Source organism: Micromonospora sp. CPCC 205558, from assembly GCF_036902955.1.
Taxonomy (GTDB): domain Bacteria; phylum Actinomycetota; class Actinomycetes; order Mycobacteriales; family Micromonosporaceae; genus Micromonospora.
Window position 1 is genome coordinate 108,203 of sequence record NZ_JBAKHR010000001.1, and the last position, 26,671, is coordinate 134,873.

General features: G+C 71.1%; 13 protein-coding genes. 12 read left to right on the forward strand and 1 reads right to left on the reverse strand.

Annotation, left to right across the window (positions count from 1 at the left end; all coding sequences use genetic code 11):
- Positions 1-22: 22 nt before the first annotated feature.
- Genes V6U86_RS00480 through V6U86_RS00515 form a run of 8 tightly spaced genes read left to right on the forward strand, consistent with a single transcriptional unit; the run spans position 23 to position 15,981 of the window.
- Positions 23-829, forward strand: coding sequence for a hypothetical protein (locus V6U86_RS00480; RefSeq protein WP_334497120.1), 807 nt, complete (start codon positions 23-25; stop codon positions 827-829).
- A complete protein-coding gene (locus tag V6U86_RS00485; RefSeq protein WP_334497122.1) occupies positions 829-5,292 on the forward strand; it encodes an amino acid adenylation domain-containing protein in 4,464 nt (1,487 codons plus the stop codon). The genes V6U86_RS00480 and V6U86_RS00485 overlap by 1 nt, the downstream gene beginning before the upstream one ends.
- Positions 5,289-9,830: a condensation domain-containing protein gene (locus tag V6U86_RS00490; protein WP_334497124.1), complete on the forward strand. Its 4,542-nt coding sequence runs from the start codon at positions 5,289-5,291 to the stop codon at positions 9,828-9,830. The genes V6U86_RS00485 and V6U86_RS00490 overlap by 4 nt, the downstream gene beginning before the upstream one ends.
- Positions 9,831-9,845: 15 nt before the next feature.
- Positions 9,846-11,426 carry a GNAT family N-acetyltransferase gene (locus tag V6U86_RS00495; RefSeq protein WP_334497126.1) on the forward strand — a complete coding sequence of 527 codons (1,581 nt, stop codon included), beginning with the start codon at positions 9,846-9,848 and terminating at the stop codon, positions 11,424-11,426.
- Entirely contained in the window at positions 11,423-12,787 is a 1,365-nt protein-coding gene (locus tag V6U86_RS00500; RefSeq protein WP_334497128.1) for an MFS transporter, read from the forward strand. The genes V6U86_RS00495 and V6U86_RS00500 overlap by 4 nt, the downstream gene beginning before the upstream one ends.
- 35 nt (positions 12,788-12,822) lie before the next feature.
- Positions 12,823-13,854, forward strand: a complete 1,032-nt coding sequence (locus V6U86_RS00505; protein ID WP_334497130.1) for a 3-oxoacyl-ACP synthase III family protein — start codon at positions 12,823-12,825, stop codon at positions 13,852-13,854.
- Positions 13,851-15,731, forward strand: a complete 1,881-nt coding sequence (locus V6U86_RS00510; protein WP_334497132.1) for an HAD-IIIC family phosphatase — start codon at positions 13,851-13,853, stop codon at positions 15,729-15,731. Before V6U86_RS00505 ends, V6U86_RS00510 begins: the two co-directional genes overlap by 4 nt.
- Complete coding sequence (locus tag V6U86_RS00515; protein WP_334497134.1) at positions 15,724-15,981, forward strand: acyl carrier protein; 258 nt, start codon at positions 15,724-15,726, stop codon at positions 15,979-15,981. The genes V6U86_RS00510 and V6U86_RS00515 overlap by 8 nt, the downstream gene beginning before the upstream one ends.
- An 18-nt stretch (positions 15,982-15,999) precedes the next feature.
- On the opposite strand, the gene V6U86_RS00520 is transcribed toward V6U86_RS00515, so the two are convergent.
- Complete coding sequence (locus V6U86_RS00520; RefSeq protein ID WP_334497136.1) at positions 16,000-16,827, reverse strand: GNAT family N-acetyltransferase; 828 nt, start codon at positions 16,825-16,827, stop codon at positions 16,000-16,002.
- Between the two features lie 125 nt (positions 16,828-16,952).
- Here V6U86_RS00520 and V6U86_RS00525 point away from each other — a divergent pair, with 125 nt between their 5' ends.
- The 4 genes from V6U86_RS00525 (at position 16,953) to V6U86_RS00540 (ending at position 26,657) form a co-directional block, all read left to right on the forward strand.
- Positions 16,953-20,021, forward strand: a complete 3,069-nt coding sequence (locus tag V6U86_RS00525; RefSeq protein ID WP_334497138.1) for an amino acid adenylation domain-containing protein — start codon at positions 16,953-16,955, stop codon at positions 20,019-20,021.
- A gap of 97 nt (positions 20,022-20,118) precedes the next feature.
- Positions 20,119-21,939, forward strand: coding sequence for a non-ribosomal peptide synthetase (locus tag V6U86_RS00530; protein WP_334497140.1), 1,821 nt, complete (start codon positions 20,119-20,121; stop codon positions 21,937-21,939).
- Entirely contained in the window at positions 21,936-25,220 is a 3,285-nt protein-coding gene (locus tag V6U86_RS00535) for a non-ribosomal peptide synthetase (RefSeq protein WP_334497142.1), read from the forward strand. Before V6U86_RS00530 ends, V6U86_RS00535 begins: the two co-directional genes overlap by 4 nt.
- 18 nt (positions 25,221-25,238) lie before the next feature.
- The gene (locus V6U86_RS00540) at positions 25,239-26,657 is read left to right on the forward strand and encodes a nitroreductase family protein (RefSeq protein ID WP_334497144.1); all 1,419 of its coding nucleotides are present in this window, start codon (positions 25,239-25,241) and stop codon (positions 26,655-26,657) included.
- The last annotated feature ends 14 nt before the right edge of the window (positions 26,658-26,671 follow it).

Here is a 26,671-nt window from a genome sequence, read left to right on the forward strand (position 1 = left end):
CGGGAGACCCGGCGAAGCACGGGTGATCCTCAACCCGGACGAACCGGACCGACTCCTTCGATTCGAGTACGACCGGAACAGCCACTACGAAGCCGAGATCGGCGTCACGCTCGCTCTGCAGGCGCTCGTTCCACAGTCGAAGCTCCTGAACGCCGACCATCGGATGTTCCAGGTGGTCCACCTGATCAGTGAGTACGCGTGGTGTTCCATGCATCACGAGCTGTGCCGGGTCTGTGCTGCCCTGGACCAGGACGACTTCGCCCTGGCCAGCCGGTTGCTCGACCGAACCGTCGAGCTCGGCGAATTTCCCGTGCACGCCGTGCGGTTGCTCCAGGAGTCCTTCTCGCAGGCCAGCTTCCTGAGCATGCGCGACCTGCTCATGACCAACTCCACCGGCCTCGACTCGCCGGGACGGCGGAACCTCCGCCGGGTCTGCACCGCCGTGTGGCGCGCCTTCGAGGCGGCGCTGGAGCGGCACGGCATCAGCCACCGTGACCTGATCGAGGAGTCCGGCCGGCTGGAGGGGCCGACGCCCAGCGATCGGCTGGCCGCCCTCGCGCAGGCCCGCAACGGCATCCACCTGCTCGACTGCAAGAGCATGGAGTGGAACCAGCTTCATCTGCGCCTGGTCCGCAGCCACCTCGGCGGCCACCCGGCGGCCCGCCGCGGCGACGCGTCCGAGAAACCCGCCGAACCGCTCAGCATGCGTGGTGCACCGATCAACGCCCTGGAGCGCCTCGCCGAACACTCGCTCTTCCCCGGCCTCTGGCGCAGCGTCGATGAGACCTATCAGCGGGCCTCCCGCTCGGCCGCGGAGGGCGACGACTGATGCGACACCACGCAACCGGACCGCGTCGATCCGGCCTCCCGGACCTGACCGACGGCAGCGCCATCGCCACGTCCGAACAGCTCGACCTGTGGCTGGCCGCCACTCAGGACCCGGAGTCCCCGCGCTACAACGTCCCGACCGCCCTCGAATTCCACGCTCGGCCGGACGAGGCCGCGATCCGCGTGGCGCTGCGCGGGCTGTTCGAGCGCCATCCCGACCTGCGATCGTCGTTCGCGCTCGATGCGGCCGGGCAGCTGCGCAAGACGACCTCCGACGCCGTGGAACCCCCGCTCCGGGTCGTCCGCGTCGCCGAGGAGTGGGATCACGAGGCACGTGCGGCGTGGGCTGCCCGGGTCGGCTTGCGGCCGATCGCCCTCGGGTCCGCCGGTGTGGCGCGGGCCGACCTGCTGTTGCACCCCGGTGGCGCGGTGCTGGTGCTCACCGTGCACCACATCGTCATGGACGGTTGGTCCGTCGAGGTGGCGGTCGACGATTTCCTGGCGCTCTACGACGCGGCGATCGACGGCTCCAGCCCGGCACCGGCCGACACCGAGGAGGTGCAGCCAGCCGAACCACCGGACGCGGACGCCGTCGACTACTGGGTGGACCTGCTCGGGCCCGACCCCGAGGTGTTGGAGCCGATCCCCGACCTTGTCCGGGGTACGCGGCCGTCGCGCGCGGCACGCGAGGAGATGACCGTCGAGGGCGCGGACCTCGCCGCTGTCCGGGCTATGGTCGAGCGAGCGCGGGTGTCGATGTCCACGGCCGGCCTCGCCGGCTGGTCGGTGGTGCTGCACCAGTGGAGCGGCCTGGACGAGGGCCTGATGGCCACACCGTTCAGCGCCCGTGTCGACCCCGACACGCATCGCACCGTCGGCATGCTGAGCCGGCTGCTGCCGATCCGCTCGGCCTTCGACCCGGCGACCTTGTGGAGCGACCATCTGGATGCGCTCCACCTTCAGGTGCTGGAGTCGTTCGAGCTGTCGGCGGTCGACACCGCCGTCCTGCGCGCCGCAGTCGCCGCACGGGGTCGCCGCTACCCGGCCTACCGCAGCGTCTACACGCACCTCAGCGAGCCTCGGCCGACGCGCGTACTGCCGGACACCGAAGTGTCCCGCATCGGCATCGACCTCGGAGCCGTCAAGTACGACCTCTGCGCGGCGATCGTGGAAAGGCCCGCCAGCCTGACCCTGGAGCTGGAGTACGACGCCGCCCTCTACCGTCCGACGACCGTGCGGGCCATGCTGGCGCAGTTGCGCGGGCTGCTGCTGGCCGCGGCCACACAGCCCAGCGCCGCGCTGGGCGACCTGCTGCGCGAAGCCGACCGGGACGCGGCCGCCACCGGCACCTGGGACGACACGCCCGCCGACGTCTCGGTGCCGCCGCCGCACCTGGTCGTCGAGGTGGCCCGATCCCGCCCCGACCGGGTCGCTGTCGTTCACGGCGAGCAGAAACTGACCTACGGCGAGCTGGTCGCGTCCGCCTCTCGCGTCGCGAACTGGCTGCTCGCGGCGGACGGCGACGAACCAGCCCCGACGGTCGGCGTACTGATGCCCGGCGGCATCGACGTCGTCATCGCCTTTCTCGGTATCGCCCTGGCCGGCAAGGCGTACGTGCCGATGAACCCGGACCATCCCGCCTCCCGGCTCGCCGGCATCGTCCAGGACGCCGGCATCGGCCGGATCCTCACCACGGCGGCGTTGGCCGGCGGGGCCGCGCGCCTCGGCGGCACCGCGCACACGCTGGAGGAGGTTCGCGCCGAGGGCGACGCCGACGAGCCGCCGGCCGTGCCGCTGACCTCCGACACCTTGTTGAACGTGCTCTACACGTCCGGCTCGACCGGGCGTCCGAAGGGCGTCCTGCTCCCGCACCGGGGCGTCGCCCGGCTGATGCGCAACGGCGGTCGTCTGCGGATCGACGAGAACGACCGGGTGGCGCAGCTGTGCCCGCTGAACTTCGACGGCGCCACCTTCGAGATCTGGGGCGCCCTGACGCACGGGGCGCGGCTCGTCGTCCTCGACGGGGCGCTGGTGCTCGCGCCGACCGAGCTCCGTGACGCCGTGCACCGGTTCGGCGTGACGGCGCTGATCATCACCACGCCGGTCTTCCACTCCATCGTCACCGAGGCGCCCGAGCTTCTGCAGTCCCTCACCCTGCTGTCGCTGGGCGGTGACGTCGCCTCGGTCCCGCACGTGGCACGGGCACTCACCTGGTGTGGGCCGGGTGTGCTGGTGCACACCTACGGGCCGACCGAGAACTCGTTCACCTCGGTGCTCGCCCCGATCGACCAGGTCGACGAAGGCAGCCGGGCGCTCCCGCTCGGGCGCTGCGTACCCGGCACCGAGGCGTACGTGGTGCGGGCGGGCACCTACGATCTCGCCCCGGTCGGGGCCCCCGGCGAACTGCTGCTCGGCGGCGCGGGCCTGGCCGCCGGGTACCTGGGCGACCCACGTCAGACGGCCGGGAGCTTCGTGCCGGACCCGTTCAGCGGCCGGCCGGGAGCCGTGCTCTACCGCACCGGCGACCGCGTACGTCGGCTTCCGAACGGCGAGTTGGAGTTCATCGGGCGCACGGACGACCAGGTGAAGATCCGCAGCCAGCGGATCGAGCTCGGCGAGGTCCGTGCGGCGCTGCTCGCCGACGAGGCCGTCCGCGAGGTCCACGTCGCCGGCTGGCGCAACGCGCGGGACGAGAAGGAGATCGCTGCCTATCTCGTCCTCGCGCCGGGCGCCACGTTGGCGCAGGTACGTGACCGCCTGGCCGACGTTCTTCCCGTCGCCGCGATTCCGAGCCGGTGGACGCGGGTGGACGCGCTTCCGCTCAACGCCAACGGCAAGGTGGACCCGAAGCGGTTGCCGACTCCCGCACCGCTGGGCGTGGACAGCGCCGACACGGTGGCAACGGCCCGCTCGGCGGCGGTCGACGCGCCCGGCGCGGTGAACGCGGTGCGGGCGGCCTGGCGCGAGGTGCTCGGCGCCGCCGTGACCGACGACGACGTCAACTTCTTCGACGCCGGCGGGCACTCACTGCTGCTGGCACGGCTGCAATCCGCGCTGAAGCGGCACGCGGACGCCGAATTCCGCGTCGCGGACCTCTTCCGCTTCCCGTCCATCCGGGCGCAGGCGCAGTTCCTGGCCGTGGCGTCCGGCGCGGGCTCGCAGACCGGTGCGGGCGCGGCGGCCGTGGCGCCCGGCGAGCCCATCGCCATCATCGGTACGGCCGGCCGATTCGCCGGAGCCGCCGACGTGCGTGCGTTCTGGCGCAACCTGTCCGGCGACTGCGTGGCCGGCGCCGACGCGCAGATCGTGGAGGTCGACGGTGGGCGCCGCCGCATCGCCAGGTGGGGCCGGCTGGACGATCCGAGGTCGTTCGACGCCGAGCTGTTCGGCCTGACCCCGGACGAGGCGCGGGCCACCGATCCGCAGCACGGGATGCTCCACGAATGCCTCTGGGCGGCCATGGAGGACGCGGCGGTGACCCTGGAGCGACTGCGCGATCGCACCAGCATCTACGCCGGCTGCGCGAACCCGGTCGTACCCGCCACCGCGGCGGGCGTGGTCGAGGACCTGACCGCGGCGTTCACCTCGCAACCGTCGTTCGCCGCCTCGCGCTTCGCCTACCGGCACGACCTGCGCGGCGAAAGCGTCATGATCGACACCGCCTGCTCGACGTCGCTGGTCGCCGTCCACCTGGCGTGCGCGAGCCTGCGGTCGGGCGAGAGCGACTACGCCTTCGCCGGCGGCGTCTCGGTGTTCGATCCCGCAGACGGCGGTTACGTCTACGAACCTGGCATGATCTACGCCGACGACGGCGTGTGCCGGCCCTTCGACGAACGGGCCACCGGCACCGTCGGCGGCGACGGCGCGGGCGTCGTCCTGCTGCGCCGACTCTCGGACGCACTGCGCGACGGCGACCCGGTGCACGCCGTCATCCTCGGCTCGGCGGTGAACAACGACGGCCGCGCCCGAGCCGGCTACGCCGCTCCGGGCTTCGACGGCCAGGTCTCCGTCATCCGGCGCGCGCTGGCGTCGGCGCGGGTCGAGGGCCGCGACATCGGTTTCGTCGAGACCCACGGGACCGGCACCCGGCTCGGCGACGCGATCGAAGCCACCGCGCTGGCCGAGGCCGTCGGCGAACGCGACGGACTGTTGCCGATCAGCTCGGTCAAGGCCTCGATCGGGCACTGCAACACGGCGGCCGGCATCGCCGGGCTCCTCAAAGCGGTGTACGCGGTCCGCGACCACGTCCTGCCCGGCACGGCCAACTCGGCCAAGCCGATCGAGGAGATCGCCTCGGACGGCCGGTTGCGCCTGCTCACCGAGACCGAGCCGTGGACCGACACCGGCCGTGCCCGGGTGGCCGGGGTGAGTTCCTTCGGCGTCGGGGGCACCAACGCCCACGTCGTGCTCCGGGAATTCACCGAGCAGGACGAACTCACGCAGCGGGTGGAGGTCGGGCGGTGACGGGCAACGACATGACGGGCAACGGCACCCGGAAAGACGCGGTGCCGCTGCCCAGGATCCTGCCGCTGTCGGCGCGCAGCGGGACGGCTCTGGGGCGTACCGCTGACACCCTCGCCGTGTTCCTGGACGACCACCCGGACCTGTCGCTCGACGACGTCGCGACCACGTTGACGCATGGCCGCGAACGGTTCGAGCGGCGCCTCGCCGTCGTGTCCGGCGACCCGGCCGCCGCGGCTCACGCCCTGCGCGAGCAGGTGGCCAGCCCGACGAACCGCCGCGGCAGCGCGCCCTCGGCGCCGGTGCGTACCGTCCTGGTGTTCAGCGGCCAGGGCAGCCAGTACACCGGCATGGCGGCCGGCGCCTACCAGGCGTACCCGGAGTTCCGCGACTGGCTCGACCGGGCCGACGCCCTGCTGAGCGACGAGGTGCCGGCCGGTCTGCTCAACTGCCTGTTCAAGCCGGAACTGGCCGACACGCTGGCCCGCACCGACGTCGCGGCGACGGCCATCGTCGCCGTGCAACTCGGCCTGCTGCGGGTGCTCCGCCGGTACGCCATCACGCCCGACGCCGTGCTCGGCCACAGCGTGGGTGAGTTCTGCGCCGCTGCCGCCGCCGGTGTGGTCTCCGACGAGGACGCGTTGCGGCTGGTCGCCCGCCGAGGCGTGCTCATGGTGCAACGGACCCGGCCCGGGGCCATGCTCGCGGTCCGGTGCTCCGGCACCGCGCAGGACGGCTGGGACGCCGCGGCCGTCGCCGCCCTGGCCGACCAGACCCGGGGGATGTGCGTCGCGGTCCACAACAGCCCCCGTGACCTGGTGCTCAGCGGCGAGGCCGATGCCGTGGCCGGCGTCGGCGCCCGGCTGGAGGCCGCCGGCCTGACCTGCCGGCGGTTGCGTACCTCCCATGCCTTTCACAGCGAGCTGCTCGCCCCGATGGCCGACGACTTCGCCGCGGCGGCGCAGCGTGTCGCGTGGTCGACGCCCACCGGGCCACAGTGGATCAGTTGTTCGCACGGTGTGCTGACCGAGGCGCCCGACGCCGGCTACTGGCGTGACCACCTGCTTGAGCCGGTCCGCTTCTCCGACGCGCTCACCCTCGCCTGCGCCGACGACCGGCCCACCGTGCTCATCGAGGTCGGGCCGCACCCGGTGCTGCTGCCCCTGGCCAGCCAGTTGCCGACGCCGCCGGCGCTCGTCCCCACGCTCAGCCGCGATCAGGACGCCGCCATCGCCGTGGCCGGCGCCGCCGCCGAGGCATGGTGCAACGGGGTCCCCGCCGACCTGACCGGAAGCCTGCCGGGACGTCGCCGGCACCTACCGGGGTACGGCTTCAACCGGCGTACGCACTCGACGCGGCCCGAACCCGCCGCGCTCGCCGCCGCGGCCGCCACGAATGCCGCCGCCGCACTCGACCCGGCCGTGCCGGCTCGGCCGCCGCGCGAGGTGCTGGCCGAACTCTGGACGGACCTGTTGGGCGCCGCGCCCGAGCCGCAGACCTCGTTCCTGCAGAGTGGCGGCGACTCGCTGATCCTGCTGCGTTTCCAACAGCGGATGCAGGCCGTGCTCGGCACGGCGCCCAGCCTGGCGGACCTGCTCGACGCGGGCACGTTCGAGGCGATGGCGAGGCTCCTGCCGGCCGAGGCCACCGTGCCCGCCGCTGCGGCCGGCGCGGTCGCGCTGCCGGCCGACCCGGTGGCCACGTATCGGGTCTCGGCCGTCCAACAGGGCATGCTAATGATCGACCTGATGCAGCCTGACTCGAACCAGCACAACGTCACCGTGGCGATCGAGATCTCGGGACGGGTGGACGAGGTGGCCATGGCTGCCGCCTTCCGCGACGCCCAGGTCCGCCACAGCGCCCTGCGCACCGTGTTCACCCGAGACGGCGGGCAGTTCGTACCCCAGATCCGCCCCGAACCGGGCACCACGCTGGAGGTGGTCGAGGCCGGCACGGCGGGCAGCCGTCCGCTCGTCGACGATCTCGACGTCCGGGAGTGGGCCCGCCAGGTGAGCGACCCGCCGGTGCGGAGCCTGGACACCACCACCCCGCTGCGGGGCACGCTGGTACGCGGACCGGAGCGCAGCCTGCTCGTGCTCACCGCGCACCACGCGGTCTGCGACGCGACGTCCATGGGCGTGCTGGTCGACGAACTCGCCGAGGACTACCGCCGCCACCGCACCGGGCTCCCCGGCCAGGTGGCGCCGGCGCCGATCCAGTATCACGACCTGCTGGGCGCGGACTCCGACGCCTCGGCCAGCCGTGCCTACTGGCTGGATCAGCTCGCCGGGGCATCGGACCTGGTCCCGCTACCCACCGACCGGCCGCGCCCGAAGGTGCGTGTCGGCTCGGGCGCGCAGTGGACGTGGACGCTGAGCAGCGAGCAGGCCGCCCGGGCCAGGGAACTCGCGGCACGGCTCAACGTCACCCTCTTCAGCACGATGCTCGCGACCTACGCCTCCCTGCTGCGCCTGCGCAGCGGCGCCGACGACCTGTCCATCGCCACGCCGGCCACCGGGCGTACGTCCGAGCGGGCCCGACGTGTCTTCGGGCCGTTCCTGAACACACTGGTTCTGCGGGTGCAGATCACGCCCGGACAGGACTTCGACACCCTCGCCCGGCACGTCCAGACGACCGTGCTCGACGCGATGCGACACTCGGACTTTCCGTTCGACCGGCTGGTCGCCGCACTCAACCCGCGGCGTGACCTGGACCGGACCCCGCTGTTCTCGGTCATGTTCACCATGCCCGACCAGTTCGCGGTGCCCGCGTTCGACGGGCAGCCCGCCAACGCCGTCGAGTTGCCCGGCCTGGGGGCGAAGTACGACCTCACGCTGTATGTCACCGCCGGCGGCGGCGGAAGCCTGCGCCTCGACCTCGAATACGACCCCGCGCTCTTCGACGAGTCGACGGTACGCGGCCTCGCCGCCGACTACGACGCGTTGCTCGCGGCCTTCGCGGCGGTCCCGGCCGCCGCTCTCCCCGAGCCGGGCGCACCGACCGGGAGTCAGCCGACCGAGCAGCCTCGACCGGGCGTGGAAGAGGAAGAACCGGAGGCGGCGATGACCGAAATGGAGCGCTACGTCGCGGAGACCTGGTCGGAGGCGCTCGGAGTCGACATCACCGGCGTCGACGACGACTTCTTCGACGCCGGCGGTCACTCCATGCTGGTCCTGGCGTGCCTGGCCGAGATTCAGGACCGCTTCCCCGAGGCCACCATCCAGGACTTCTTCACGCACCGCACCGTCGGGGCCTTCGCCGCCCACCTGGACGTGCTCGCCGGCGGCGGCACCGCGGCCGATCCACAGCCGGCCGCCGCCAGCCAGCCCGACCGCGAACCGCCGCGTGCCGTCGAGTTGGCCGCCTCCGCGTCCGGCGCGTCCGCGTCCGCGTCGGTCAGCTCCTCGCCCGACCGGGGGGACGTCCTGCTCACCGGGGCGGCCGGCTTCCTGGGCGTGCACCTGCTCGCCACGCTGCTGCGGGAACCTGGCGGCACGGTCGTCTGCCCGATCCGACCCCGCGACGGCGCCAGCGGGGCGGCCCGGCTCGACGAGGCCGTCGCCCGGTACGCCCCCGACGTCCTGCCCCGGCTCCGCGACCGGGTCACCGTCGTCGAGACCGATCTGCGTGAGCTGACCGCCGAGGCGTTGAGCACGTCGATCACCGGGATCGGAACCGTCGTGCACTCCGCGGCCGAGTCGAAAATGTTCGGCCGACTCGAGGACCTGCGCTCCGCCAACGTCGTGCCGACCCGGCTGCTGGCCGAGCTGGCGCTGGCCCGCGGCTGGCGGATGGTGCACGTGTCGACCGCGTCCGCCGTCGGAGCGGCACCCGGCGACGGCCCGACGGTCACCATTCACGAGGACGACTTCGACCGCGGCGAGCAGTTCGACAACCCGTACTCGCGGTCGAAGTTCGAAGCCGAACAAGTGATCCGGGCCGCGGTCAAGGATGGGCTCGACGCGGTCGTGCACCGGGTTGGGGGCCTGATCGGCGACACCCGAACGGGGACCTTCCTGCCCGACCCTCGGGGCAACCTGCTGTACCAGCTGGTGCGGGCCATCATGCGGTGCGGGCTGGTGCCCGACGCGCCGGGCTTCACCATGAACGTCACGCCCGTGGACTTCGCCGCGGCCGCCGTGCTGCGTCTGTCGGAAGACCCGTCGCACTCCGGGCGTACGTTCCACGTCCTCAACCCGAAGCAACTGACCATGCCGGCGCTCACCGAGATCCTGCGCGACCTGGGCTACCCCGCCATCCTCACCGACCCGCACAGCGTCGTCGACTGGCTCACGCGCGACGGGGCCGACGAGGCGGACGCGGAGGCCGCGCCATTCCTGCGGCAGTTCACCGGGCCCCCCGGCACCGTGATCGAGCACGACACCCGCGCGACCACGGCCGCCCTGGCCGGCCTGCGGTGTCCCGCCCCCGACCTCGCCCTCCTGCGAGTCGTGATCGGCCACTGCGTCGACACCGGCTTCTTCCCCAAGTCACGGCTATGGGACTTCGTGTCCCGGTCGACAGCCCGAACCGCCTCATAGGAGAGAACTCCACCAATGCCCTACCAGGTAGTCACGAACGACAGCGGTCACCACTCCACGTGGGCCGAACACCGGAAGTTGCCCACCGGCTGGCAACCCGCCGGTTTCGTGGGCTCCGAACAGGAGTGCCTCGACCACATCGACCGGGTCTGGAACGGACCGGGCCCGCGCACCCCGCGGGCTGCGGGCGTCGCCGCGACCAACGTGCTCAGCACCGAACGGATCCGCCTGCGCGAGCTGAGCCCGGCCGAGGTGGCCGGTGTGCTGGACGTGCTGGAGGGCGGGGCGAGCGCCGACGAGTACGTGGAGAACTTCCCCCTTCCCGGCACCGGTTTCGGAGCCAAAAACTTCCAGGCGCGTACTCCGCAGGAGTTGCAGTTCGGGTTCGGCATGTATCTGGTCTCGGCGCGAGCCGACGGGCGTGCCTTCGGGGACCTCGGCTTCCACCGGCCGCCGAAGGACGGCGTCGTGGAGATCGGCTTCGGCCTGGCCGAGTCGGCCCGGGGCCAGGGCTACGCCACCGAGGCGGTGGCCGAGCTGTGCCGCTGGGCCTTCACCCAGCCCGGCGTACGTCGGGTCGTCGCGCGGACCACGGCGGACAACGCCGGCGCGCAGGGCGTCCTCGCCCGGGTGGGCTTCCGGCTGGAGCAGACGGCTGACGAAGTCCTGCACTACGCGTACCAGCTCGCGCCCGACCTGCCGGAGTCCGAGCCGATGCGCGACGACGAGGAGGAGCGCGCCGCGCTCGCCAAACTCGGCAAGGTGCGCAAGGCCGGCGGTGACGACCTCGCGTTCGTCCCCGGCTCCGACCCGCTGCGCCGGGTCGTTCGCGACGGCAAGCGGCTGCTGGCCTACGCCCAGTCCGGCGACAAGCTGGGCGTGGAAGACCCACCCAACCATCTGATGTACATCGTCGTGCACCCGGCCGTCGCCCGCCGCGGCCTGGCCGAGCGGCTGCTCGGCGAGATCCGCGAGCACGCGCGGGCACACGGCAAGACGGGCCTGGTGACCGGTACGCCGGACGAGGACCACCCGTCGGTCGCCTGGGTACGCAAGCACGGCTTCCGGCCGATGGGCCACCACCTGATCACGCGGCGCGACAGGGGCGCCCCCGCCGTGGACGCGCCCGAAGGGTTCACGGTCGACGTGGTCGACCGTGCCGACAGCGCCGCCGTCGACGAGTTGGTCGACCTGGCAGCGCGCACGATCGCGGAGGCGGTCATGCCCGGCGGCGCCCGGATGACCTCCGACCCGGCCGAGATCCGCACGGACCTGATCGAGGAGAACAGCGGTGCGCTGCTGGTCTGCCGGGCTTCCGGTCCGGCCCTGGGCTGGCTGGCGCTTGCCCCGCTCGCCGAGGGTGAGGACGGGTTCGTGCTCGCCTGCCAGGTGCTGGCGGACGCGACAGGTCAGGGCGTCCCCGCGGCGCTGCTCGCCGCGGCAGCGCGAATGGCCGACGCCGCCGGCGCGGCGTCGGTGACGGCCGTCGCCGAGGAGGACGGCCAGTACGAACTCGCCCAGACGTTGCCCGGATCCGGATTCCTCCCGGTCGCCGGTCGCACCATCTGGTTCGCTGAAGTGGACCCACGGCCATGAGCACCCCCACCGACACCGCACCCGACAACAATCTGCTGGCCGTGCTCAGGCGGTTGCCCGGCCGAGCCCAGATCCTGCTGCTGGCCGACGGCGTCAACGCCTTCGGTATCGGCATGGTGCTGCCGTTCCTGCTGATCTACCTCACCGAGGTGCGGCACATCAACATCCGGGTGGCCGCGGCGGCGCTCGCGGTCACGGCTGTCGCCTCGTTCCTGTCGGGACTGGTCTGGGGCGCCCTGCTCGACCGGTACCGCCACCGGATCGTTATGCCCGCGGTGATGCTGCTGGCCGCCATCGGCTCCTGCCTCTACGCGTTCGTCGACCGACCGGGGGTCGCGATCGCCGTCGCGGCGCTGGTCGGGATCGCGGGGGGCGGCGTCGGCCCGGTCGTGCGGACGATGTTCGCCACGGTGGTGCCGCCCAAGGAGCGCACCGTGTTCTTCGGGCTCCAGTTCGGTGTCTTCAACGCCGCTGTCGGACTCGGGGTCCTGCTCGGCGGTGTGCTGGTGAACGGCACCCTGGGGCGCTATCAGCTGCTCTGGATCATCAACGGCCTCACCTTCCTGTTCATGGCGGTGTTCCTGGCGGTCGCGCCGATCGAGGCCGGGAAGAAGCCGGCCCAGGAGGTGGGCGACGCGGACGCGGGGCCCAAGCCGTCCTATCGCCTGGTGCTGCGCAACCCCGTGGTGGTGCTGATCATCGCGACCATGAGCCTGGCCGCGGTCTTCTACTACGGGCTGTTCGAGTCGGTCCTGCCGGGCTACCTGACGATCAACCACGCGGTCCCCGCCCGCGGGGTCGCGGGCGCGTTCGTCATCAACGTCGTGGTCGTCGTGGTGGCGCAGTTCGTGGTGATACCCCGCCTCGGCCAGGTCCGCCGGACCAGTTGGCTGACGGCGTCCGGGCTGCTCTGGGGCGTCAGCTGGCTCCTGGTCCTGGCCGCCGGCCAGTCCAGCGGGACGACGGCGCTCGTGCTGCTCTTCGTGTCCAGCGTGCCCTTCGGCGCGGCCGAGGTGATGGTCACACCGGTCCTCGCGGCGCTGCTCAACGACGTCGTCGACGACCAGGTCCGGGGCCGGGCCAACGCCCTGTTCGCGTTCGCGACGACCGGCGGCTCCATCGCCGGCCCGGCGATCGCCGCCGCCATGCTGCCGGTCGGCAACGGCGTGCCGCTGGTGGCGGGGCTGGCGGTGGGCTGTCTGTTCATGCTGCTCCCCACCGCACTGCTGCGCAGGCGGCTCGGCAGCGACGCGGACAAACCCCACGACGACCAGCCCGGCCCGGCAGCCGCTGCCGAGGCCGAGCCCCCCGCGCCCGGGTCCGCCCCATCGGCGGCGGCGGCCCACACCTCGTCGGCGTGACCGGCCCCGTCCGAACAGAGCTGGAGGAGACTGAGATGTCGTACGGGATCGTCGCCATCGGCGAATCTCTCGGTGAGTCGGTGGAAGTCACCGACGCGGTGATCGAGCAGTACACGACCAGCCGCGAGACGGTGCGGTCGTGGGGCTACCGGCGCTTCCACCGCGCCGAGGAGAACACGCTGCTCACGGATCTGGCCGTGCAGGCGTGCGAACAGGCACTGAAGGCCGCCTCGGTCGACGCCGCCGAGGTCGATCTGGTGGTGCTGGCCATCGCGGACTTCGCCGAGTACCTGTGCTGGGACGCCGCCGCCGCGGTGCAGGGCCGGATCGGGGCCATCAACGCCGAGGCGATCCTGGTCAACCAGGCCTGCTGCGCCGGGGTGATGGCCTTCGACACCGTCGCCGGCCGATTCGCCACCCACGAGAACTACCAGAACGCGCTCATCGTCTCGTCCAACCGGATCTGCGACACGTACCAGAACCGGATGGAGACGAGCACGAGCGTGCTGTCCGACGGCGCCGTGGCGGCGCTGGTGCGCCGCGGCCACGAACGCGGCAGGTGGCTGGCCACCGAGACGATCACCGACGGTCGGTACGCCGACTTCTTCCGGATGGACGTCGGCGGGACCGCCCAGCCGTTCGGGGTGTCCGGGGCGATGGACAAGGACGACCTGCGCAAGCAGGCCAATCCGCTCGGCCGGGTCGCGGAGATCCTCGGCAACGATGCCCGCCGGATGCTGGAGTTCTTCAAGAAGTTCGGCGGGAACATGCGGCTGGCCGTGGACCGCGTCTGCGCCCGGAGCGGCATCGAGCCCGCTCAGATCAAGCGGTTCATCCACCTCAACGACAACCAGCAGGCGATGGGCGACATCTCCAAGGCGTTGGACATCCCCCTGGAACGATTCACCGGCGATCTGGGCCTCGACCTCGGCCACTTCGGCGCGGCCGACCAGATGCTGGCCCTGCACAGGCTGATGCAGGCCGGCGAGCTTCAGGAAGGCGACGTGGTCGCCCTGACGACCCTCGGCGGCGGCATGCACTGGGCCGTCACCCTGCTGCGGATATGAACCCGATTCCCCTGGCGGACCTGCTCACCCGGCTGCGCCGTCTGCGTACGGACGGCGCAGCCCCGGACCCGCAGCTGTGGCCCGCGATCCGGGAGCTGACCGGGATGGTCGAGCGTGCCAAGGTCGGCGGCCTGCTGGCCGGCGTCCCCGCCCGGCTCGTCGCCGGCGACAGCCGACCGCTGCGGCCACTGCGGGTCGGGCTCACCGGCACCTTCACCGCGGACGGCCTCCTTCCGCTGCTGCGTACCGCGCTGCTGGCGGCCGGGATCGACGCCGAGATCCAGCTGACCGGCTACGGCCGGCTGATGCTGGACCTCGGCGACCCTGCCTCGCCGCTGGCCGACTTCGCGCCCGACGTGGTGCTCTGCCTCCTGCACGACGAAGCGCTGCTGCCCGATGACTGGGATCCCACCGATCTCGCGGCGCTGGACCAGCACCTCACGGCTGCGGCCGCCGAGATCGGCGAGCTGACGCTGGGCTTCGCGGCGCGTACGGGCGCCACGATGCTGCTGCACACCGTGCCACTCTCCGCGCTCGAATACCGGACGCTCGTCGCCCAGCGCAGCAGGGCCGCGCTCGGCCGGGCCTGGCGGCGGGCGAACCTGGCGCTGCTCGACCTACCCGACAGATCACCGCAGGTCCACGTCCTGGACCTCGAGACGCTCGTCGCCAACCAGCCCGTCGCGCTACGCGACGAACGGCGTTACCGGTTCGCCCGCATGGCCTGGTCGCCCGGCGTGGAAGACCTGTACGCGACGGAAGCGGCGGCGTTCTGCCGCGCCCTGACCGGCCTGTCCCGCAAGGTCCTCGTCCTGGACCTGGACCAGACCCTCTGGGGCGGCGTCATCGGCGATGACGGGCCCACCGGGATCGAACTGGGATCGCTCTACCCGGGCAACGCCTACCTCGAGGTCCAGCGGCGCGCGAAGAAGCTGCGCCAACAGGGCGTACTCCTGGCGGTGTGCAGCAAGAACAGCCCCGAGCCGGTCGCCCGGGTCTTCGCCGAGCACCCGGCGATGGTGCTGCGCGCCGAGGACTTCGTGGCGCAGGCGGTGAACTGGTCGCCGAAGGACGGCAACCTGCGGGAGTTGGGGCACCGGCTCAATCTGAGCCTGGACAGCATGGTGTTCTTCGACGACAGCGCCTTCGAATGCGAGCTGGTCCGTCAGTCGCTGCCCGACGTCCGCGTGGTGCACGCCGACGGCGACCCCGCCGACCACGCCGCCCGGCTGCTCGGCTCCGGCCTGTTCGACGTCGTACAGCTGACCGACACCGACCTGGAGCGCACCGGGCGCTACCGGGCGGAGGTCCAGCGCCGCGCCGGCCTCGCCGAGGCCGGCAGCACCCGGGCCTTCCTGGAGAGCCTGCAGTTGCGCGTCCGGATCCGCCGAGCCGACAGCTACTCGGTGCCGCGGGTCCATCAGCTCCTGCAGCGCACCAACCAGTTCAACACCACCAACCTGCGCTGGACGGAGGCGCAGATCGAGGAGGCCGTGGCGTCCGACGACCGCATGGTCCTCGTCTTCGACGTCGCCGATCGCCTCGGCTCGGAGGACACCGTCGGCGTCGTCCTGCTCACCGTGGCACCGGCGCAGTGGACGATCGACAACTTCGTCATGAGCTGCCGGGTGTTCTCCCGAGGCATCGAGTTCGCGGTCCTGCACGGCGTGGTCGAGCGCGCGTCGCGTCACGGCGCGTCGCGTCTGGTCGCCGACCTCATTCCGACAGCCCGCAACGCCCCCGCCGTGACCTTCTACCGGGAGGCCGGCTTCACCCCGGTCGCCGAGTCGGGGCAGACCTACGATCTGGCGCTCGAACCGTTGCCCCGACTGTTGCCAGCCTGGATCGACCTGGAAGGCGAGACCGCCGATGTCTGACCTGACGACGCAGATCACCGAGATGATCGCCCCGGTCGCCGATCTGGACCCGTCCAGCCTGAACCCGGAGTCCAGGTTCGAGGACATCGACGACTGGTCGAGCCTCAAAGCTCTGTCCCTCATGGTCAACGTGGAACAGGACCTGCCGGTCAAGCTCGACCTGCGTCGCTTCATGTCCGTACGCACCGTGGGAGAACTCGTCGACCTGATCGCCGAGGGCCTGGGGCATGCGGCGGAAACGGAGCGATGACCGATGCTGTTGCCTCGGTCAGCCCGCGGGTTCGGCGGCGTGCGTCGTCCCGACCTGCTGGAAGCCCACCCGCGCGTAGACCCGCGCGACCGCGTCGTCCTGGGCGGCCAGCAGTACGGTCCGTACCCCGGCCTCGTCGTGCGCGTGCCGCGCGAGCAACGCCGTGAGGGCGCCAGCCAGACCGCGGCGTCGGGCCGACGGCAGCGTCGCGACGGCCATGATCTCGGCGAACTCGCCCATGGGCTGGTAACTGCCGACGGCGACGACGCCGTCCGAGGGGTCTTCGGCGACGGCGGTGATCGTCAGCCCGCGCCGCGTGCGGTCGTTGAGGTGCTCGATCAGCTCGGGCTCGAGCTTGTCCAGGAAGGTGTCCCGCTCGGTGGCGCCTTCCGGGCCGGGTCCGGTGCCCCCGGCGGTGAAGGCCACGTCGGCGGTCGCGCGCCCGGCCGGCAGAGCCGGGTCGTCGGCCGCCAGGACGCGGAGGGTGACCCCGTCGACAGCCGCGGCGGTCACCTCCTGAGCGTCCGCCCGCATGAGCACGTGGGAACTGAGGTCCAGCCCGTAGGCCGCGACCAGCGCGGCGAGTTCGGGGTGGACCTCGTGCACCCACTCGATTCCGAGGTCGACGCCGTGCTCGACGCAGGCGGCCGCGAGCGCGTCGAGGTCGCCGACGGTGATCGGGGCGTGCCGGCCCACGGTCGGCCGCGCGTAGTACGGCCACGGCGACCGCGACACGAACAGGGTGAACGGCCCGACGTCCACCGCGTCGCAGTCGGGACGCGGCGCGGCGTCGAGGTAGGCGTCGAGATCGGCCACCGAAGCCGACATCACAGGGTCTCGAGTCATGGCGGCGACTATACAAGCCGGCCATTGCCGGGTCAGATGCGAATTTCCATTTCGGACGCCGCGTTCGGTGTTGTCAGCCGGCGGCCTTCCATTGTGGTCCGGGGTTTTTGTGAGGGTGGTGGGTGATGGGGATTGTGGTGGTGCCGTCGTTGGTGGCGGAGTGGGGGCGGCGGGCTGGTGGGTCGGTGGCGGTGTCGGGTGTTGGTGGGGTGTTGTCGTATGGGGAGTTGGTGGAGCGTGCGGATGGGTTGGCGCGGTGGTTGGTGGGGAGGGGGGTTCGTCGGGGTGAGGTAGTGGGTGTGTGTATGGGTCGTGGTGTGGATGTGGTGGTGGCGTTGTTGGGGGTGATGCGGGCGGGGTGTGCTTATTTGCCGTTGGATCCGGGGCATCCGGGTGAGCGTTCGGGGTTCATGGTTTCGGATTCTGGGGCGCGGTTCGTGGTGGTTGATGGTGGTGTTTCTGGGGGTGTGGTTGCGGAGTTGGGTCGGGTTGCGGAGTTGGTGGAGGTGTCGGCTGTCGGGGGTGTTGGTGGTGTGGCGTTGCCGGAGGTGGGGTCGGGTGATTTGGCGTATGTGATTTATACGTCTGGTTCGACGGGGGCGCCGAAGGGTGTTGCGGTTGAGCATGGTTCGGTGGCGCGGTTGTTTGATCGGGTGGGGGAGTGGATTGATTGGTCGTCGGATGATGTGTGGTCGTGTTTTCACTCGGTCGCTTTTGATTTTTCGGTGTGGGAGATCTGGGGTGCGTTGACGTCGGGTGGCCGGGTGGAGATTGTTTCTTATGAGGACAGTCGTGATCCGGTGGTTTTTCGGCGGTTGTTGGGTGAGCGTGGGGTCACGATGGTGAGTCTGACGCCGTCGGCGTTGTTGCGGTTGGCTGGTGAGGGTGTGCCGGGTCGGCATGTGGTGTTGGGTGGTGAGGCGGTGCGGGCGGGGCAGATCGCCGGGTTGTTGGAGAGGGTTGATCGGCCGCGGGTGTGGAATTTGTATGGGATTACGGAGACGACGGTGCATGCGTCGGTTCGTGAGTTGACGGCGGCGGATGTGGGTGGGTCGGGTAGTCCGATCGGGGTGCCGTTGGGTGATCTGGTGTTCGCGGTGGTGGGTGCGGGTTTGGGGGAGGTGGCCGGTGGTGCGGTTGTTGAGGGGGTGCCGGTTGGTGGTTCGGGTGAGTTGTGGATTTCGGGTGCTGGGGTTGCGCGTGGGTATGTGAATCGGCCGGAGTTGACCCGGGGGCGGTTCGTGGATGCGGTGGTGGGGGGTGTGTCGGGGCGTTGGTATCGGACTGGTGATGAGGTCCGGGTGAGCGCGGCGGAGTTCGAGTTCGTGGGTCGGTTGGATCGGCAGGTGCAGTTGCGGGGTTTCCGGATCGAGTTGGGTGAGGTGGAGGCGGCGTTGTCGGCCCGGGATGGGGTCGGTGTCGCGGTGGTCGAGTTGGTCGATGGTGGTGTGGGTCCGGAGTTGGCGGCGTTTGTCACGGTGGCGGCGGGTGCTGGTGTTGATCCGGGTGTGGCGGTGGGCACGGTGCAGGATGTTCGGGAGTGGTTGTCTGGTCGTTTGCCGGAGTACATGGTGCCGTCGTCGATTTCGGTGATCGATGCGTTGCCGGTGACGTCGAATGGGAAGTTGGATCGGGCCGCGTTGCGGGGGATGGACGCGCAGTCGTTGCCGACGCGGGGCAGTGACGCCGCGCCGCTCACGGATACCGAACGACTGTTGGCCGGCATCTGGTCCGACGTCCTACACACCACCCCCATCAACCGCAATGACCACTTTTTCACCATCGGCGGAAACTCGATGACCGCCCTGGGGGTGTCCCTGGCCGCGGAGGAGAAGGGGCTGGCGCTCAGCGTCCGCGACCTGTTCATGTACCCGGTGTTGGCCGAGTTGGCGGCGGCGACCGCGCCCACGGCCCGGATCGCTGACCCACCGCCGGCCGTCGTGGACCCGATGCCGACCGCGGTCGAACGGTCGTACCCGGCGCTGCTCATTCAGACCGGAATGCTCTTCGAGAGCGAGCGCGACCCGGATCGGCCCACCTATCACGTGGTGTCGGAGACGACGTTCGACGTTTCCGGTCTCACCCGGCCGGCGCTGGCCGCGGCCCTGTCGGCGGTCACGGACGCCCAGCCCGGCCTCCGGACCGAGTTCGACCTGACGGGTGTGGACGGTCCGGTGCAGCTCGTCCACGACCTACCCGACCCGCTGCTCGAGTACGACGACCTGTCGACGCTCGCCCCGGACGCGGCGCAGAAGCGAATCGAGCAGATCCGCGAGAACGAGCGCGGGCGCCCGTTCTACCGTGACGACTTCCCCCTGTGGCGGCTGGTGTGCGCCGTCCTGCCCGGCGGCCGAGCCCGGGTGTTCCTGTCCCACCATCACGCCCTGCTCGACGGTTGGAGCGTGGCGGTCTTCTTCGACCAGCTCCGGGCCGCGCTGTCCGGTGCGGCCGTGGCCACCCCGACCGACGTCTGCGAACTCGCGGCCGAGGCCGAGGCGGAGGCGCTCGCCTCGACCGACTCGGCGGAGTACTGGTCCGACATCATCCGACAGTGGCGGGCGCTGGCCGTGCCCACCCGACGCCGGGAGGACGGGGAGCCGGCGGTGTGGTCGGTGGCCTACTCCATCGACGGGCGCCTGCGGCAGGACATCGACCGGGCCTGTGCGACCTGGAGGTGTTCGCCCAAGCAACTGTTCCTGGCCGCGCACCTGCGCGCCCTCGAACTGGTTGCCGGCCCGGACGCGCCGCGGCCGGGCACGCTCGCTGTGGCCAACGCGCGGCCGGAAGCACTGGACACTCACCTGGCCGTGGGCGTCTTCCTCAACGCGGTGCCGGTTCTGCCCGCCGCCGAGGACGCGTCGTGGCATGAACGGGTCGCGCAGGTGGGGGCGGCCGAACTGGACATGCTGGAGCATCGCCACTTCCCCTTCGCCGCCATGCGCAGCCGATTGGGGCTGCCGGCCCCGACGACCTGGTTCACCTACACGGACTTCGCCGAGACCAGCATGTCCGACTTCATCGCGACGGTGACCGACTACACCGTCACCGAACTTCCGATCACGGTCAGCGTCGTCGACGACGGCGTGGTGGTGGACGGTTCGAGCGATCACTTCACGGCCGCGGAGGTGGCCGAGATCGTGGATCGGTACGTGGAGTGCCTTCGGGAAGCTGTGGGCGCGGTATCCGCCCAATGATTTCAGAGCGCGCTGGTATCTCGACGGTGCCGCGTGAGCAGTTGTTCTTCCAACTTGGCCCGGTTGTGGTCCGGGGTTTTTGTGAGGGTGGTGGGTGATGGGGATTGTGGTGGTGCCGTCGTTGGTGGCGGAGTGGGGGCGGCGGGCTGGTGGGTCGGTGGCGGTGTCGGGTGTTGGTGGGGTGTTGTCGTATGGGGAGTTGGTGGAGCGTGCGGATGGGTTGGCGCGGTGGTTGGTGGGGAGGGGGGTTCGTCGGGGTGAGGTAGTGGGTGTGTGTATGGGTCGTGGTGTGGATGTGGTGGTGGCGTTGTTGGGGGTGATGCGGGCGGGGTGTGCTTATTTGCCGTTGGATCCGGGGCATCCGGGTGAGCGTTCGGGGTTCATGGTTTCGGATTCTGGGGCGCGGTTCGTGGTGGTTGATGGTGGTGTTTCTGGGGGTGTGGTTGCGGAGTTGGGTCGGGTTGCGGAGTTGGTGGAGGTGTCGGCTGTCGGGGGTGTTGGTGGTGTGGCGTTGCCGGAGGTGGGGTCGGGTGATTTGGCGTATGTGATTTATACGTCTGGTTCGACGGGGGCGCCGAAGGGTGTTGCGGTTGAGCATGGTTCGGTGGCGCGGTTGTTTGATCGGGTGGGGGAGTGGATTGATTGGTCGTCGGATGATGTGTGGTCGTGTTTTCACTCGGTCGCTTTTGATTTTTCGGTGTGGGAGATCTGGGGTGCGTTGACGTCGGGTGGCCGGGTGGAGATTGTTTCTTATGAGGACAGTCGTGATCCGGTGGTTTTTCGGCGGTTGTTGGGTGAGCGTGGGGTCACGATGGTGAGTCTGACGCCGTCGGCGTTGTTGCGGTTGGCTGGTGAGGGTGTGCCGGGTCGGCATGTGGTGTTGGGTGGTGAGGCGGTGCGGGCGGGGCAGATCGCCGGGTTGTTGGAGAGGGTTGATCGGCCGCGGGTGTGGAATTTGTATGGGATTACGGAGACGACGGTGCATGCGTCGGTTCGTGAGTTGACGGCGGCGGATGTGGGTGGGTCGGGTAGTCCGATCGGGGTGCCGTTGGGTGATCTGGTGTTCGCGGTGGTGGGTGCGGGTTTGGGGGAGGTGGCCGGTGGTGCGGTTGTTGAGGGGGTGCCGGTTGGTGGTTCGGGTGAGTTGTGGATTTCGGGTGCTGGGGTTGCGCGTGGGTATGTGAATCGGCCGGAGTTGACCCGGGGGCGGTTCGTGGATGCGGTGGTGGGGGGTGTGTCGGGGCGTTGGTATCGGACTGGTGATGAGGTCCGGGTGAGCGCGGCGGAGTTCGAGTTCGTGGGTCGGTTGGATCGGCAGGTGCAGTTGCGGGGTTTCCGGATCGAGTTGGGTGAGGTGGAGGCGGCGTTGTCGGCCCGGGATGGGGTCGGTGTCGCGGTGGTCGAGTTGGTCGATGGTGGTGTGGGTCCGGAGTTGGCGGCGTTTGTCACGGTGGCGGCGGGTGCTGGTGTTGATCCGGGTGTGGCGGTGGGCACGGTGCAGGATGTTCGGGAGTGGTTGTCTGGTCGTTTGCCGGAGTACATGGTGCCGTCGTCGATTTCGGTGATCGATGCGTTGCCGGTGACGTCGAATGGGAAGTTGGATCGGGCCGCGTTGCGGGGGATGGACGCGCAGTCGTTGCCGACGCGGGGCAGTGACGCCGCGCCGCTCACGGATACCGAACGACTGTTGGCCGGCATCTGGTCCGACGTCCTACACACCACCCCCATCAACCGCAACGACTACTTCTTCACCATCGGCGGAAACTCGATGACCGCGTTGCGGGTGGTCGCCCTGATCAGCAAGGCGGTGGGGACCCGCGTCGGCATCGCGGCGTTGTACCGCAACCCGACGATCGCGGAGTTGGCCGCCTGGGTCGACGCCGCCCTGGAGAAGAAGGCGGCGAGCGCAGTCAGATGACCGAGCACCCCCCGGCCGCGTGGCTGGCCGACCTGGCCCGCGACAGCCTCTCGGTGTCGAGCGTCGAGCACATCACCGACGCGCAACTGGCCACCGCGAGCTTCATCGGTCTGGGCGGCGACTCCCTGCGAGCGCTGTCCCTGATCGGCAACGCCGCCAAGCGCGGTGTCCGGCTGCGCGCCGCCGACCTGCTCGACGACATCCCGCTCGGGCGGGTCCTGGCCGGGGCCACCACGGCCCAGCCGGCGGACGGGGCCGGCGCTGCCGGGCCGGGCGAGCAGTCAGGCGACCCCGTCCCGGCGGCCGCGATGTCGTCAGTGCAGGAGGGCCTGTGGCTGGGCGACCGCATCCTCGGCGGCGCACCCTATCGCCTGGTGTTCACCTGTCACCTCACCGGCGAGCTGCGTCCGACGCTCCTGGAACGCGCGATCCAGCAGACCGCTCGTCGGCACGACGGTCTGCGGACGGTCTTCCCGGTCTCCCGTGGACGGGTCACCCGGCACGTGACCGACATCGAGCCGACGCTGGACCTGCTGCCCGACGATTCGACCGCCGCGCTCGCGCAGCGGCTGGACCGTACGCCGTTCGATCTCGCCAACCGCCCGCCGATCCGGTTCACGCTCGCCTCGTCGGGTCCGCGGCGCCACGCCCTCGTGCTCACGGTGCACCACATCCTGTTGGACGGCTGGAGCATCGCGCTCGTCCTGCGGGAGATCTTCACCCGATACGACGCGCTCGCCGCCGGTGAGCAGTACGAGCCCGGCCCGGCGGTCCACGCCGACGCCTACGACCGGTGGTTGCGGCAGCAACGTGCCAGCGGTGCCCTGGCCGGGCAGTTGGCCTTCTGGAAGCAGCAGTTGCACGGCGTGCCCGAGTCGCTGGAGCTGCCGTCGAACAAGCTGAGGGCGCCGCTGCGCGAGGCTCGTGGCGCGCGTGCCGCGGTGGACCTGGGTCCGGAGCTGACCGATCGCGTACGCGCCGCCGCCGCGTCGGCCGGGACCACGACGACCGCGTTTCTGCTCGCGGCGTTGGGGCTGACGGTGGCCCGCCACAGCGATGTGGAGCAACTCGTCATCGGGATGCCGGTCGTGGGCCGCCCTGCGGAGCTGACGGAGCTGGTCGGGCTCACGGTGAACCTGCTGCCGGTGCGGGTCGACGTCCGGCCCGACGTCAGCGTCGCGGAGTTCCTGTCGGCGGTTCATCGCAGCCTCGCCGGGAGCCTCGACAACGGCGCGGTGCCGTTCGCGGACATCGTCGACGCGCTCGGCATCGTCAGCTCGGCCCGCCAGCACCCGCTGGTCCAGATCGCGTTCGGAGCGCATCACAATGTGGTTCCCGCCGCGATCGCGTCCCGGTTCCTCGACATCGAGGTGGAGGAGGGCCACGGTGGCGGCTCGCAGTACGACCTCGAACTGTTTCTCAACCGGGCCGAGCCGACGCTGGCGGGTCACCTGGAATACGCCGTCGACCTGTGGGACGACCATGACGCCGCCGGCTTCCTCACCAGCTGGTTGGAGGCGCTGTCCTCGCTGGCCGGCGACCCGGACTCGCGGCTGGGCTCGCTCAGGTGCATCGAGGCCGGCGGGCGGTCCCGGCTCGCGGCGCTCGTCGTCGGTGCGGCGGACGAGGCGGGTGGCAGTGCGGGCTCCCTCGACGACTGGTTCCGCACCCAGGTGGCCCGGACCCCCGATGCGCTGGCCGTGCGCGATGGATCCGTCACCCTCAGCTACGCGGAGCTCGACGACGCGGTGAGCAGGCAGGCCGCCGGCCTCCGGCAGGCCGGCGTGGGCCTCGGCGACCGGGTCCTCGTCGCCTGCCCGCCGTCGGTCGCCGAAATCGTCGCCCTGCTCGGTGTCGTCCGCACCGGCGCCGCCTACTGCGGCTTGGACCGGCAGGCTCCGGCGGCGCGGATCGAGCAGATCCTGGCGACCCTGCGTCCGGCCGCCGTCGTCGGCGAGGACGCCGAGTTCCTGGCCACCCGAACCGGCGCCGCTGTGGTGCCAACCTGGCAACCGGACTGGCTCGCGGCCGGCTCGGCCAGCGACGCCAGCTCGACCAGCGACGCCAGCGACGGCAGCTCGGCCGGCGACGCCAGCTCGGCCGGCGACGCCAGCTCGGCCGGCGACGCCAGCTCGGCCGGCGACGCCACGCAGGGCGGGCCGCCCGATCCGGCCACCCAACTGGCGTACGTCGCGTTCACCTCGGGCTCCACCGGCGGGCCGAAGGGGGTCTGCGTCCCCCACCGTGGCGTCCAGCGCCTGGTCACCGGCCTTTCCCGGTACGCACCGCTGGGCCCCGGCCATCGCGTACTGCGGATGTCCCCACTCTCCTTCGACGCGTCGACTCTGGAGGTCTGGGGTGCCCTGCTGACCGGCGCAGCCGTCGAGATCGGCCCGGACGACCTCACCGACCCGAGCGACCTCGGGCGGTTCATCAGCGACCGCGGGATCACGGCGGCGTGGATCACCGCCGGGCTGTTCCGGCTGCTCGTGGATTTCGCCCTCGACCGACTCGGCGGGCTGCGGGTGTTGCTGACCGGGGGTGACGTGGTCTCGGCCACGCACGTACGCGCCGTACTCGGTCGGCATCCGGGTCTGGTGGTCGTCAACGGTTACGGACCGACCGAGAACACCACGTTCACGACCGTGCACCGGATGCTCAGCGCCGCCGAGGTGGACGATCCCGTTCCGATCGGCCGCCCGGTGGCGGGTACGGGGATCCACATTCTCGACTCACGCCAGCGGGAGGTCCCGCCCGGCGCGGTCGGCGAGCTGTACACCTCCGGCGACGGCCTCGCGACGGGCTACCTCGACGAGCCGGAGCGGACGGCCATGGCGTTTGGGAAGTTCTGCCCTGACCTGCCCGAGCGCCTGTACCGGACCGGCGATCTGGTTCGGCTGGACGCCGACGGCAACCTGCGGTTCCTGGGCCGGCGTGACCACCAGGTCAAGGTGCGGGGGTTCCGCATCGAGCTGGACGAGATCCGATCAGCGGTCATCAGCGCCTCCGCTGGCGGTGTCGCCGACTGCCTCGTCCTTGCCGCGGGACGCGACAGCTCGGACAAACAGCTGGTCGCGGCGGTGGTGCCGGCCGTCGGCGCGGCGCAGCCGGACCTGGCCGCGCTGATCAGCGAACTGGGCGCTGCGCTACCCGCGTACATGGTGCCGAGGAAGTGGGCGGTGCTGAGCCAACTGCCGGTGACTCCCAACGGAAAGGTCGACCGCGACGCGATAGTGCGTCTGGCGGGGACGCCGGCCGGCTCGAGCACGCGACAGTCGTAGCGAAGGAGAACCATCAAGATGCTCGCAGAGGCCTTTCATCGCCTGACGGCCTACGCCGCCGACCGGCCCTGGCTGGAGCCGGTCGACGACGACCGGGTACGTCAGGACTTCATCCCGTTGATGCCGGAGGAACGGCCGCCCCCGTTCAAGGAATATCCCGAGCACCTGCAGCGCATCACGCTGCCGGACGTCGCGGGCGCCCCGGTGGCGGCGGCGCGGTTGCTCAGCGACAGCGGTTCGGTCGACTCGGCAGCGGGCAGGACGCCGAGCATCGGGGACCTGGCGGTGACACTCGCCCGGTGTGCCGGCGTGAGGAAACACTCCGCGCGCTCGGGCGAATACTTCCGGGCCGCCAGTTCGGCGGGCAACCGGCATCCGTACGAGGTGTATGTCAGCGCCCGCGGTGTCGACGGTCTCGCTGACGGGGTGTGGCATTACGACGCGCGCGCCCACGCGGTCACGCGTATCGGACCCCCGGCGGCCGGCGACGTGGCGACCCTGGTCATCACCGGCGTGCCGTGGCGTAGCTGCTGGCGTTACAGCGAGCGCGGCTACCGGCATGTGGGCTGGGACTGCGGGACCGTCGCGGCACACGCGGTGCTGGCGGCCTCGACGCAGGGTCTGACCGCGCGGGTGCAGACAGCGTTCGACGACGCCGTGGTGAGCAGTCTGGTCGGGGCACGCGACCGCGAGGAATTCCCGATGCTGCTGGTGCCGCTGGCTGACGGTGTTCCTGCGGTGACCCCCGGCGGGGACTCGGCACAGGGCGACCTCGGCGCGGGCGCGGAGGAGTTTCCCCTGGTGGCCGCGATCCACGAGGCCGGAAACCTCTGCGGGGAGCACGAGGTCGCGGCCTGGGACCGCCGTCGGGTGGTTCGTGATCCCGGCGTCCGCGCGACGGCGCAGGTCCCCGACGAGGTCGGCGACGAAGCCCTGGAGCTGCTGGTGAGCCGGCGGCGCTCCGTTCGCCGTCTCGATGACACCGCAGTCGTCTCGCCTGTCGCGGCTCGGTGGATCATCGACGTGGCCTCGGCGCCCATGCCGGGGGACGCGGGCACGCTGCACGAGGTGCGGGTCGTGGCGCACGGCGTCGAGGGCCTGGAGCCCGGCGTGTACCGTCCGGCGTCCGGCGCCCTGGAGCGGACGGCTTCCAGCAGCCGGGCCGCGACCTTCCGGGCCTGCCTCGACCAGGAGGCCGGCCGGGACGCGGCCGCCGTCATCTTCCTGACCCCGGCGCCCGGCCCGACCATCGCCCCGGACGCGAGAACCTACCGGGCGTCGCTGTTGTCGGCCGGCTACGCGCTGGGCCGGATCTATCTCGCTGTCGCGGCGCTGCGGCTGGACTGCAGCGGCCTCACGTTCGTCGATTCTGAGCTGCCCGCCACCATCGGTGTCCGGGACGCCCTGGCTGTCATCGCCGTCGGCGTGCGGCGTTGAACATCCGCATGGTA

Coding starts and splice junctions, on each gene's coding strand:
- V6U86_RS00485 (WP_334497122.1), top strand. CDS start 829: ATGCGACACCACGCAACCGGACCGCGTCGATCCGGCCTCCCGGACCTG.
- V6U86_RS00495 (WP_334497126.1), top strand. CDS start 9,846: ATGCCCTACCAGGTAGTCACGAACGACAGCGGTCACCACTCCACGTGG.
- V6U86_RS00500 (WP_334497128.1), top strand. CDS start 11,423: ATGAGCACCCCCACCGACACCGCACCCGACAACAATCTGCTGGCCGTG.
- V6U86_RS00505 (WP_334497130.1), top strand. CDS start 12,823: ATGTCGTACGGGATCGTCGCCATCGGCGAATCTCTCGGTGAGTCGGTG.
- V6U86_RS00510 (WP_334497132.1), top strand. CDS start 13,851: ATGAACCCGATTCCCCTGGCGGACCTGCTCACCCGGCTGCGCCGTCTG.
- V6U86_RS00515 (WP_334497134.1), top strand. CDS start 15,724: ATGTCTGACCTGACGACGCAGATCACCGAGATGATCGCCCCGGTCGCC.
- V6U86_RS00520 (WP_334497136.1), bottom strand. CDS start 16,827: ATGACTCGAGACCCTGTGATGTCGGCTTCGGTGGCCGATCTCGACGCC.
- V6U86_RS00525 (WP_334497138.1), top strand. CDS start 16,953: ATGGGGATTGTGGTGGTGCCGTCGTTGGTGGCGGAGTGGGGGCGGCGG.
- V6U86_RS00530 (WP_334497140.1), top strand. CDS start 20,119: ATGGGGATTGTGGTGGTGCCGTCGTTGGTGGCGGAGTGGGGGCGGCGG.
- V6U86_RS00535 (WP_334497142.1), top strand. CDS start 21,936: ATGACCGAGCACCCCCCGGCCGCGTGGCTGGCCGACCTGGCCCGCGAC.
- V6U86_RS00540 (WP_334497144.1), top strand. CDS start 25,239: ATGCTCGCAGAGGCCTTTCATCGCCTGACGGCCTACGCCGCCGACCGG.